The 12343-nt window shown below is 74.8% G+C and carries 2 protein-coding genes; one reads left to right on the forward strand and one right to left on the reverse strand.

From position 1 onward, the window contains the following. Window positions 1-11: 11 nt before the first annotated feature. Entirely contained in the window at window positions 12-9560 is a 9549-nt protein-coding gene (locus MYSTI_RS34850) for a tetratricopeptide repeat protein (protein ID WP_015352547.1), read from the reverse strand. Window positions 9561-9713: 153 nt separating this feature from the next. Between MYSTI_RS34850 and MYSTI_RS34855 the strand changes: the two genes are divergently transcribed. Continuing rightward, complete coding sequence (locus MYSTI_RS34855) at window positions 9714-12308, forward strand: protein kinase domain-containing protein (protein ID WP_233278053.1); 2595 nt, start codon at window positions 9714-9716, stop codon at window positions 12306-12308. Window positions 12309-12343 lie beyond the last annotated feature (35 nt).

Consider the following 12343-nt stretch of genomic DNA (forward strand, 5'->3'; position numbering starts at 1 on the left):
AGGCTACACGGCTACCCGGCGTCGAGCACGGAAAGGGCCACGGCCCGGAAGGCGCCTCCGCGAGCGAGCACCGCGCCCACATCCACCCGCGCCGGGTCACTCCCACGCACCTCGGCGTCCAGCCGCGCCAGGACCCGCCCCGCCGCGAGCGACGCGGGCACCGCCTGGAAGGCCGCCACCGCGGCGGTCTCGAAACCGGACACCTCACCAGGACGCGAGAGCTTCACGCCGGACTCACCCAGCGCCAGGGCCAGCGCGCACAGGTAGCCCAGCTCCACCGCGCCGAAGCACGAGAGGGCACCGGCGCCCAGCACCAGGTCCTCGGCGCTGGCCAGGTATGCCTCGACGCCACCGACGGGGTCCACGTTCACCCGAAGCCCGCTCGCCCCCAGCGACGAGAGCAACGGGCGCAGCGCGGCGAACAGTCGCGGGAAGCGCTCGGCCGTCACCTGCAGCGCGTTGGCGGGGAGCGGATGGTGGAAACCCACGGGTACCGGCAGCGGCGAGAGGTGAGCCGCCATCGCCGGCGCCGTGCTGGACGAGAGCGCGGCGCCCACGCCATCCGCGCGCTCGGCGGACTCCACGCGCCCGAGGAGCCGCAGCGCCTCCGCGAAGAGCGTCCAGCCATCCACGTCCAGCGGCGAAGCGCGCAGCAGCTCCGGCCACACCCTCACGGCGAACGGCGCGCCCTCGGGCACGGGAGAGAGGCGCTCGCAGGACAGGCGGAGTCCCTCCGTGGACAGGACCCCCGCGTCGAAGAGCCGCTCGGCGAGCCTCGCCGCGGGAGACACGAGCTGCGCGTCCAGGTAGCCGCGCAGGATGGACTCCAGCACCACCGGCTCGTCGGTGAGCCGCTCGCGCAGGGCCAGGGCCTCGCCGGTGAGGCCACGCTGCTCCGCCAATCTCGCGCGGCGGGCCAGGCGCTCCTCGGTCTCCGGCAGCGCCTCCAACTGCGCGACGGCGTCGGCCACCTGGCCCAGCGCCTCGTAGGCATCCGCCAGTCGCTCGCGATGGGGGGACGCGGCGTCCGGGCCTTCCTCCACCGTCAGCCGCTCGGCGAGCGACACGAACTCGGCGGGCTGCCGCAGCTCGTCCACCAGCGCCAGCAGGTTGCGCAGCGCGGGCATGCAGGAGGCATCCGCGGCCAGCGCGCGCTCGAAGGCCGCGCGGGCCTCTTCCGGCTTGTCCACCGGGCTGAGCAGCAGCTCGCCCTGCTCCAGGTGCAGCGTGGCGAGGACTCGCGAGTCCTCCTCCTCGTCGATGAGGCTCGACAGCGTGCGCACGGCGGCCTCGAAGCGGCCCAGCCCCAGCTCCAGGGTGTGACGCTCGCGCAGCAACGACGCGCGGCGCGACGTCCACCCTTCCGCCGCCATGGCCAGGGCTTCCACGCGCGCCGCATCCGGCAGGGCGCGGACGCGCTGGAGCACGGCCTCCGCGAGCCCCTCGGGGAGCTTCTCGAGCCCCGGCAGCAGCAGCGTGAGCCGCGCGGCGAAGGAGGCGTCGGAGGACAGCTCGTCCAGGGCGCGCAGTCGCGGGAGCAGCGAGGCCCCCGAGGAGCGAAGCACCTCGTCGCGCAGCGCCACGGCGAACGCCAGGTCCCGTGGGGCGGACAGGGCCGCGAGCTCCAACAGGCCCTCCGCGTCCTCCTCCGCGCGCAGTCCATCCGCGAGCGCGGAGGCATGGGCGGTGTCCGCGTCCGGGTTGGCCGCCAGCGCCCACAGCGCCTCGCGAGTGCGCGCGGCATCCCCGGCCTGCGCGGCCATGGCCAGCGCGTCCGTCAGCTCACCCGCGGCCATCGCGGGCACGAAGCCCACTTCGAGCGCCCGCGTGAAGGCGCCCAGCCGGCCGAAGCGCTCCGCCAGCTCCGAGGGAGCGAGCATGTCCGGCGCCTCGGTGGCGATGCGCTCGATGACCTCCAGCGCGTCGCCGGGGGCACCCGCCTTCTCCCAGAGGTCGGCCGCCTCCAGCAGCAGCGGCGGACGCTCCTCCGGCGAGGCCAGCCGCGCCGCATGCAGCAGCGACTGCGCGGCCCGGGGCGCGTCACCCGAGGCGCGGTACAGGTGGGCGACCCGCAGCGAGGCGTCCACATCCGGCTCGGTCGCCGCCGCGGCCTTCGCCGCCTTCAGCGCGTCCGGCAGACGGCCCGCGCTCTCGAAGTCCTTCGCGGCGGACAGCAGGAGCACCAGCCGCTCGCGGCCCGTGCTCAGCTCCGCGCGGGCCACCCGGACCTCGGCGCGGCGTGAGGGCCCGTCGCTCGACAGCTTCTCCAGCTCCTCGAGCGCGACGGCGTAGCCGGCCCCCGAGGTGCCGCGCTCCACCACTGCCTCCAGCACCTCGCGAGCCCGCGAGGACTGGTCCGCCTCGCGCAGCAGCGCGGCCAGCTCCAGCCGCGACAGGGCCGCCTCGTCCGCATCCTCCAGACGCGGCACCAACTGCTCCAGCGCGTCGCGCAGCCGCGCGGTCTCCTTCCGCTCGCGCAGGCCCGTCACCAGGGCCTTGAGCGCGGTGACGTCCTCGGGCGCGGCCTCCGCCGCGCGCTGCGTGAGGTCCCAGGCCGCGTCCAGGTCGGCGAGCGACTCCGCGGCCACCGTCGCGGCGGCCAAGAGCAGCTCCGCGGCGCGAGAGCCTCCCGCGGCCTCCGCGCCGGACTCGTACACCGCCAGCAGGTCTCCATGGCGGCCCATCGCACGCAGGCCCGCCACCGCGCGGTCGATGACCGAGGCATCCGCGGGCCGCAGCTTCGCCAACGGCAAGAGCGCGTCGATGGCGTCCTTCGGGTCGTCGAAGAGGTCCGCCGCGCGGCGGTACAGCACCTCCGCCGTCGCCGAGTCCTCGGCCCTGCGCGCGAGCTGCAACGAAGCGCGGTACAGGCCCGGCGCGTTGCCCGTGCGCGAGTGGACCTCCGCCAGCAGCGACAGCGCCTCGCGTCCGCGCTCGCTGTCCGGCTCCAGCGCCACCACCGACTCGAAGGCGTCCGCCGCGTCGTGGTACGCGTTCGCGCCCAGCGAGGCATGGCCCAGTCGCAGCCACGTCCGCGTGCGCACGGCCAGGGGCAGCGCGTCTCCACCGGCCGACAGCAGGCGCCGGTCATACGGGCGCGCGGCGGCGGGGCCTCCACTCCGGGCGGCCAGCTCCGCTCGCGCGGACAGCGCCTCCACGTCCTGGCCCGCGTGAGACAGGTACGCGTCGAAGGCCTCCGCGGCCAGCAGCGCCTCGCCCGCGTCGAGCAGGCGGGTGGCTCGCTCACGCCACAGCGGCAGCGCGTCCTCGGGCGGCAGGGCGGCGGCGCGCTGGGCCAGCAGCTCCGACAACCGGCGCACGTCTCCGGCCGCGCGCTCGCGCACGCGCTCGAAGGCCTCCGCGCTCGCGGGGCTCAGCTCGAAGGCGCGGTCCTCGCACAGCAGCGCGCGCTCCCGGGCACCAGCGGCGAGGAAGGCTCGCGCGGCCGCCAGGTAGCTGTCCGCCGCGTCCACGTCCTTCTGGCGCTGGGCCCGGCGCAGCATCAGCTCCGCCAGCGACTGCGGGTCCCCCGTCTCCTCCAGGAAGTCCCGGTGACGGGTGAAGACGGGCTCGCGGAAGGGGTCGGCCTCCAGCAGCACCGCGTCGAACTCGGCGGCGTCCGCGTGCCGCTTCACCTCGTGCAGCAGCTCCGCGGCCTGCGCGGTGAGGTCCAGGTCGTCGGGCCGTGCGGAGCGCGCGGCGATGAAGGCCGCTGCCGCGGCGTCCGGACGTCCCGCCCTGTCGCGATAGAGTACGGCCGCGCGCTGCAACAGCTCCGCGCGACGCTCGTTGTCCGCCTCGCTCTCGGCACACTCCTCGTACCAGGCGGCCAGCTCCGCGAGACGGCCGTCGCGCTCCAGCAGCCGGGCCAGCAGCGCTTCGGCCTCGTCGAGCGAGCGGTCCTGTCGCAGCGCTCCGCGCAGGAAGCGCTCCGCCTCCTCCACGTCGGAGAGCACGCCCAGGTGCAGCTTCGCCAGCCGCAGCCGCAGCGAGGCCGCCTCCTTCGCGTCCTCCAGCAGCGGCAGCGCGCGCTCCAGCCAGAGCGCCTCCGCCTCGGCGTCGTCCCGGCGCTCGGCGAGCGCGGCACCCAACCTCGCGGTGCCCAGGTCCTCCGCCAACGAGAACGCCCGGTCCAGCGCGCTCTCCGCCGCTGGCAGGTCCAGCTTCACGTCGCGCAGCAGCTCCGCGCGCCGACGCTCGCACGCGGCGGCCTCCGGGGCGCGGCCGCGCGACTGCAACAGGTCTCGCGCGTCCGCCAGCGCCCGCAGCGCATCGTCCGCGCGTCCGGTGTTCTCCGCGAGCCGGGCCTCTTCCTCGTAGGCGGCCAGCGTCCCGGTCACGTCGCCCATCTGGAGGCTCAGCGCGGACACCTGGCGCAGCTCCGTGAGCAGCTCCAGCGAGCGTCCCGTCTCGCGGTAGAGCGCCGCGAGCTGGAGGCGCAGCGGCAGCGGGGACGACGCCATCTCCGCGGCGCGGGTCAGCAGCAAGGCCGCGACACCCGCGTCGGCGAGCGAGGCCCGCGCCTTCTCCGCGAGCACCACCAGCCGTCGCACCGTGTCGTCGGAAGGCGCCAGTGCACGCGCGTGGGTGACCCGCACCTCGAACGCGCCGCGCGGGTCGTCCTTCTCCAGCAGCGCGGAGAGCCGCTGCACGGCGGGCTCGCTCAGCGGACGCTCGACGAGCAGCTTCCGGTACGCGCTCACCGCGCGCTTCGTCTCGCCCGCGCTCTCCGCCAGGTCGCCCAGCCGCAGCCACGTCGACTCGGCCGCGTCGGGCGTCGCCGCGAAGTCCACCGTCGCGGCCAGCGTCTCCTGGAGCGGGAGCGCTTCCACCACCGCGCCTCGCAGGTAGAGCAGCTCGGCCAGCGAGGCCAGCTCCTCGCCCCGCGCGGGAACCAGGGCGTGCGCCTTGCGCGCCAGCTTCAGCGCGCGGTCCAGGTCCTGAGCGTCACGCGCATGCGCCGCGCCCTCGCGCAGCAGCGCGGCGGCCTCGGTCGTCCCGGCGCTCTCGGCGGCGGTCTCCAAGAGGGCCGCGGCCTCACGCAGCTCGCCGCGTCCCGCCACCAGCGACACCAACTGGCGCCGCGCCTGCGCATCGCCCGGGGCGAAGCGCAGGGCCTGCCGCAGCGCGGCCTCGGCGGGAGCGGGCTGGCCCAGCCGCTCCAGATAGAGCGACGCCAGCTCCGAGTACATCCGCGCGGACTCCGCGGCGCCCGCGTGAGGGGCCTCCGCGGAGAGCAGCTCCGCCAACGCGGCCCAGTCCTCCAGCGAGCGCAGGGCGCGCTGCAAGGACGCGGTGGCCTTCGCATGACGAGGCGCCAGCGCCAGCGCGGCCTCCAGGCTCTCGCGCACCTCCGCGAGCTTCCCGGCCGCCTCCAGCAACGAAGCCCGAGCGAGCAGCGCCTCCACGCGGCGGGGCGTGGGGCCCTGGCGCGCGGCCTCGGCGAGCGCGGCGGCCTCCTCGTCCGGACGCTCATCGCGACGCGCGAGGTCCGCCAGGGCGAAGAACGCATCGCAGCGCTCCGTCTCCGACGGCTCCAAGCCCACGGCCACGGTCAGCGCCTCGCGCGCCAGCTCTCGCGAGTCCTTCTCCGTCAGCACGCCGGCCAGCGCGAGCAGCCGCTCCCGGGCCCGCGTCGATAGCCGGGCATCCGCGCCCACCGCGCGACGCCACACCTCCAGCTCACCCGCGTCGTCCTGCGACTCGCGCGCCAGCTCCGCCAGCGCGAGCAGCAGCGGCGCGGGACGACGCGCCAGGCTCGCGGCCTCGGAGAAGTCATCGCGCGCGGCCGGAGTCCGACCGGAGGCGCGGTGCAGCACGGCGCGACGCGCGAGCAACTCCGCGCGGTCCTCCCCCGTCGAGGACGCCACGAGCGCGCCCAGCAGCTCCAGACGCTCGGCCTCCTCGTCGGCGGAGCCCGTGCCCGGAGGCGGCAGCAGGTCGAGCAGCGCTTGCGCCGCCCAGGTGTCGTGCGGCTCCTCCAGCCTCAAGCTGCGCAGCGAGTCCACCGCCGCGCCCGCGCGTCCCAGGCCCAGCGACAGCTCCGCCAGCTCGCGCCGCGCCGCGCGCCGAGGCTCCCCCGACAGCCGGGGCCACAGCTCCACCAGCAGGTCCGCCAGGGCCTCGCGTGCGCCCGCCTTGCGGTGCAGGTTGGCCAGCTCCACGCGGGCGTCCAGGTCCTCCGGGACGCGGATGCAGTACTCGGCCAGCAGTCGGCGCGCGGAGTCCGTCCGGCCCGCGCGCACGGCGGCGCTCGCGGCCTTGCGCGTGAGCGCCACCCGCTCCGCTTCCCGAGGCGCGTCCGCGTCCACGGGAGGAAGCGCCAGCACCGCCTCGAAGTCCTCCAGCGCCGCGCGGGCATCCGTCGGCAGGCGCAGCTCACCGCGCCGCTGCCGCGCGGGCGCGAAGGTCGCATCGCGCTCCAGCGACTCGGCGAGGAACACCTCCTCGCGGCTGGTGCCCGCCGCCAACAACGACGCGCGGAAGAGCAGCTTCGCGCCAGCGCGGGCCTCGGGCACGAGCGCGGCCCGGCGCGCGTACAGCCTCGCGGCCTCCAGCTTCTCGCCCCGCTCCAGCTCCAGCTCGGCCAGCGACTCCAACACCTCGGCGGCCAGCGGCCCCTGGGGACTCGCCTCCAGCGCGGCCGACAATCGCAGCAGCGCCGCGGACTTCTCGCCCCGCTCCAGGAGCGCACGGGCGCTCTGGAGGAACAGGGGCGCGGCCTCCTCGGCGCGCTCCGCGCCCATCAGCGCCTGCGCGCGGCCCGCCCACAGCTCGGCCAGGGCCTGCGTCTCGCCCGCCTCGGTGTAGAGCGACTCCAGCCGCGAGGCCAGCGCATCGTCGAGGCGGCGAAGCGGCAGCGCCTGCGCATACGCGGCGATGGCGCCCTCGCGGTCTCCGAGCATCTCGCACGCGCGACCCAGCCGGGCGCGCACGTCCGCCAGCTTCTCCGGCGCGGCGGTGCGAGGCAGCGTCGACAGCAGCGACTCCAGCGCCTTGCGCGCGTGCTCCGGGCGCTCGCAGCGCAGGGACAGGTCCGCCAGGTCCAGCAGCACCGCGGAGTCCGGCGCCATCCGCGCCGCCTTCTCCAGCGCCACCAGCGCGTCACCCACCCGACCCAGACGGGCCTCCAACACGCCCGCCAATTCGCGCAGCGCCGCCGCCGCGAGGCGCTTGTCGCCCTGCGCCTCCGCCACCCGCGCGCGCTCCTCCAGCGCGACGGCGAGCCCGGCCATGTCCGCGCGCTTGCGCTGCAAGGCACACAGCTCGCCCAACGCGGGCAGGTCATCCGGCTCCGCGCGCAGCACCTCCTGGAGGGAGTGCACCGCCAGGTCCAGGTCGAAGGCCAGGTCGCGCGCGGCCACCGCGAGGCGGCGGTACTTCTGCGCGCGCTCCTTCACGTCCTGCGCCAGCCGCGCCAGCGCGGACAGGCACCGCGTCAGCAGCGGACCGGCACGCCGAGCCTCGGCCAGGGCGAGGAGGGACTCCAGCGCGGGCCGATGGTCCGCGTCCGCCTCCAGCGCGAGCAGCAACAGCCGCTCCGCCTTCTCCGGCTGCTGGAGCCGTCCACGGAACAGCTCTCCCGCCTCCGCCCAGGACGCGGCCCTCTTGGCGGGCTCCTCCTGGAGCGCGGCGGACTTCTCCAGCGCATCGGCCAGCTCCAGCGCCTTCCCGGTGATGCGGAAGTACGGAACCAGCTCCTCCAACGCCACCGCGTCGCGCGGGTCCAGCGCCAGCGCGGACTCCAGGTGCTCACGCGCCCGAGCCGGGTCCCCCAACCGCGAGCGGTACAGCCGAGCCAGGGCGTGGTGGCTGGAGTGCGCGGCGCGGCGAATCCCTTCCGAGCGCGGAGCGGGCCCCGCCAGCTCCAGCGCCTGCTGGTAGCCCGCGAGCGCCTCCTGCAACCGGCCCAGTCCCTCCGCCACACGCGCGGCGGCGAACAGCGGCTCGGGCTCACCCGGCAGCAGCGACACCGCCTCGCGGTAGCGAAGCAGCGCGTTCTCCGCCTGCTTCAGGCCTTCTTCCCACACGCGGCCGGCCATCAGGTCGGCGTGGCCCACCCGGTCCAGCTCGTGCCGGGCCATCGACACTTCGCGCAGGCGGTCCAACGCCTTCAGCGCGCGGAGGTGCTCACCGCCGCGATGGCACAGCTCGCCCAGGAGCAGCAGCGCATCCGGCTGGTCCGGCGACAACCGCAGCGCCGCCTCGCAGTGTAGGCGCGCTCCCGCGATGTCGTCCTCCGTCTGCGCGCACAGCCGCGCCAGATGCACATGCGCATCCGCCGCCTCATGCGGGTCCCTCGCGAGCGCCGCCAACCGGCGATAGGCGCGCACCGCCCCCGCCCTGTCGCGCGCCTGGTCCGACGCACGCGCCAGCGCCTTCAGCGAAGGCAGGTGGTCCGGCTTGAGTCCCAGCAGCTCGTGCAGCGCCTTCACCGCCACTTGCGGCGCGGTGTCGCGAGAGCAGCGCGCGGCGGCCTCGGCGGAGAAGAACGCCGCGGCCTCCTCCGACGTGCGACGCGCCAGCGCGCACAGCGCCAGGTAGCGCTCCGCCGCGCGGGCACCCTCGCCGCGACGCTCACGCACCACCGCCTCGCCCCACAGCGCCGCGGGGCTCCGGTCGCGCCTGCGCTGGAGCGTGGCGGCCACATCCAACGCCAGCTCATGCGCCTGCGGGTCCGCCACCAGCAGCGACAACAGCCGCTCCGCGGCGAACGGATGCGCGTCCTGCGCGTCCCCCGCCTGGAGGTACAGCCGCCGAGCCTCCGCCAGCCTGCCTTGAGCGACGAGCGACTCCGCGTCCGCGAAGGCCCGCGCGCCCTCCAACGTCAGCAGCAGCTCCTCATCCGGAGGCGACGGCGGAGGCAGGCCTCCCGCGGCGAAGCGCAGACGGAGCCCCGTGCTGGAGACCTCCGCCGCGGACAGGCGCGCGGTGTCCAGCGACGGCATCTTGTAGCCCCGGCTCACCGCCGCGAGCTGACACAGCGCCGGCAGCACGCGCGTGCTGAAGCCCGTGGCACCGCGGGCCTCCACATCCGGAACCAGCGCCAGTGCACCCACCGCGGCGGACAGCAGCCCCGGCACCTGCACCGACGGCGTGGAGGAAAACCCGTAGAGCCGCACGTCGTACAAGTAGACGGCGAGCTTCTCGCCATCCGCGTCGAAGGCGACCTTGAACGTGAAGGGCGTGCGCTCCGGCGCGGGCAGGCGGCCCTGTCCCTCCAGGTAGCCCGGACGGAAGTGCAGCCGCACCTCCTCGAGCCCCGCCAGACGTCCCGCCAGCTCCGCCACCCGCCGTGTCACCAGGTCCGCGTCGACGGACAGCTCCAGGAAACCGAAGTGCAGCTTCTTGCGCTGATAACGCGTAGCCCCCGCACTGACGTTGAAGGGGAAGCTGACGTCCGGAATCTGGAGCGCGAAGTCGGAGATGCGCAGCCCCGGCATCACCTCCAGCGCGGGGAACCCCACGAAGGCCCTGCGGTCCAGCAGGCGCAGCTCGGGCGCGGCGGCGCGCGCATCGGGCGCCACGGTGGGCTTGGGGGAGTCACTCTCGTTGGCCATCGCGGGAGCCCGGACGCTACCACGGGGTCCAAGCCCCCGAAATTTATGACAATCCCTCGCCCGGACAGCAGGCAGCGGGGCGGCGAGGCCCCAGGGGCACCCTCAGATGTTCGTCATGCGCGCCGGACGGAGTTCGGACAAGATGCGCCCGGCGTGCTGGCTCCCGACTCTCTCGTCCTCGACGGTCGCTTCCGGGTCCTCCGTCCGTTGGGCTCGGGCGGCATGGGGGAAGTGTACCTGGGTGAACAGGTCTCCTTGGGCCGCAAGGTGGCCATCAAGGTCCTTCACCATGACCTCAACGCCCAGCCCGGCATGGCCGAGCGCTTCAAGCGCGAGGCCCGCCTCCTCTCCGCCGTCGAGCACCCCGCCGTGGTGCGCATCGTCGACTTCGGTGAGTCCGGCGACCACGCGTGTCTGGTGATGGAGTTCGTGGAGGGCGAGAGCCTCTTCGACGTCCTCGCCCAAGGCCCCATGGCCCCGGGGCGCGCGCTGCCGCTGCTGCACCAGCTGGCCGAGGGCCTCGCCGCCATCCACGACAAGGGCATCATCCACCGGGACCTGAAGCCGGAGAACGTCTTCATCTCCCCGGGCGCGAGAGGTGAGCAGGCCCGCCTCCTGGACTTCGGCATCGCGCGCCTGGTGGAGCCGGACGCGCAGAGCAACGTCAGCCAGGTGGGCGTGGTGCTCGGCACCCCGGAGTACCTGTCACCGGAGCAGGCGGTGGGCGCGAAGGTGGACACGCGCAGCGACCTCTACACCTTCGGGGTGTTGATCTACCGCGTGCTCGCCGGCCGCCTTCCCTTCGATGGGCCCCAGGCGCGCCACTTCCTCGCGCAGCATGCCTCGCACGCCCCGCTGCCGCTGGACCGGGCCGCGCCGTCGCTGTCGCGCTACATCGGCCTGCTGTCGCTGGTGATGCGGCTGCTCGAGAAGAACCCGACGAAGCGGCCGCAGAACGCGCACGAGCTCGCGGACGCCCTGGCCGCCGCCCACGCGTCCCTCTCCGTCCTCACCCCGGGCCTGGGCACGCCCGTCTACACAAGCCCCGTCCCGAGCAACACCACGCCGTCGGGCACGTCCGTCTTCGGCGCGGGAGGCGCGGTGGCCACGGGCACCCCGAGCCCCAGCGGCACCGCGGTCTTCGGCGGCGCGGACGCGGTGGCGGCGATGCCCTCGGGCCCCACCGGGACCTCCGCCTTCGGAGCCCTGGACGCCCCGGCCCCCATGCCCCAGCGCGCCAGCCAGGGCACGGCCGCGTTCGGCGTGGAGCCGGTGGCGCGCTCGAACACGGCCACCTTCGGGACAGCGCGCCCCGCCATCACCGGGCCCTCGCTGTCGAGCAGCAACTCGGTGGTGCGACCGCAGAACCTGACGGTGATGCTCACCGACATCCAGGGCTTCACCGAGCGCACCAGCCGGCAGACGCACGAAGAGAACGCGCGGATGCTGGAGACGCATGACCGGCTCCTGATGCCGCTGGTGCGAGACCACGAAGGACGGCTCGTGCAGAAGCGCGGAGACGCGCTGCTCGTGGTGTTCCGCTCGCCCACCGCGGGCCTGCTGTGCGGCATGGCCATGCAGGACCGCCTGTGGCGGCACAACCAGACGCTCCCGGAGGAGGAGCGGCTCCACGTGCGCGTGTGCTTGCACGCGGGCGAAGTGCTGCTGACCTCGGACACCGTGCTGGGCGAGCCGATGGAGGTGCTCGAGACGGTGGAGCACGTCGCCGCCGCGGGCGAGGTGACCTTCACCGAGGCGGTGAACCTGGCGCGCAACCGCGCCGAGGCGGACGTGGAGCCGTGTGGCTCCATCACCCTGCCCGCCCGCGAGGAGCAGCTCCAGCTCTACCGCTGCCTGCGCGCGGCGGAGGGACTCCCCTTCGGCGGACGCTTCGAGAAGCAGAGCGCCCTCGCGCTGCGCGTGGCCCCGGCGCTGCGCAAGACGGGCGCGGCCCTGGCCTCCTTCAAGGCGGGCCTCCGCGCCTTCTCGCTGAAGGACACCCTGCGCTCGGGCCTGTCCCCCGCGAGCCTCGAGCAGGGTCTGGCGCGGACGGTGGCGTTCACTCGCGCGAAGCCCCGGCAGGCCGCGGCGGTGTTCGGCGCCCTGGTCCTCCTGGGCGGTGGCGTGGCGTGGGTCGTGTACCGCAGCAGCCCCGCCGTACACGCCATGTCCCTGCTGAAGGACGGCAACAAGACCGAGGCGCTCGCGGTGCTCAACGCGACCTCCAACGAGGAGCAGAAGCAGGCCCCCGTGCGGCGCGCGCTGGCGGCCACGCACCATGCGCTGGGCAACCACGACAAGGAGCGGGTGCTGCTCGCCACGCTCGACGTGGAGGGGCGCGCGGCGGTGGAGGACTCCGTGCTGGATGGGCTCGCGGAGGACTTCGGCCGCGGTGACACCGAGGACCTCGCGCGCCTGCTGGGCACCTTCCCCAAGGAGCGCATCCGCCCGCACTTCCTGGACCGCGTCGAGGAGGACTTCTCTCCCACGCAGTGGGGCGCGCTGCGCTACCTGGATGCCATCAAGGCCACGGAGGGAATCGACCTCGTGGTGGCGTACACCAAGGCGCTGGACGGCAAGGATTGCGGCGTGCGCCGCGTCGCCGCCAGACGCCTGGGACAGCTGGGGAACATGGACGCCGTCCCCGCGCTCATCCGGCTGGCCGAGCTGACCGAATCCAAGAGCGGCGACTGTGGCCAGGACGAGGCGAACCGGGCCATCCAGAAGCTCAACAAGAAGGGCGGCTGAGAAGCCCGGGGAGCCACGCCCCCCGGGCCGTCATC

The organism is Myxococcus stipitatus DSM 14675, from assembly GCF_000331735.1.
Classification (GTDB): domain Bacteria; phylum Myxococcota; class Myxococcia; order Myxococcales; family Myxococcaceae; genus Myxococcus; species Myxococcus stipitatus.

Bases quoted from the DNA above. Each gene is read 5' to 3' on its own strand.
- MYSTI_RS34850 (WP_015352547.1), bottom strand. From the start codon at position 9,560: ATGGCCAACGAGAGTGACTCCCCCAAGCCCACCGTGGCGCCCGATGCG.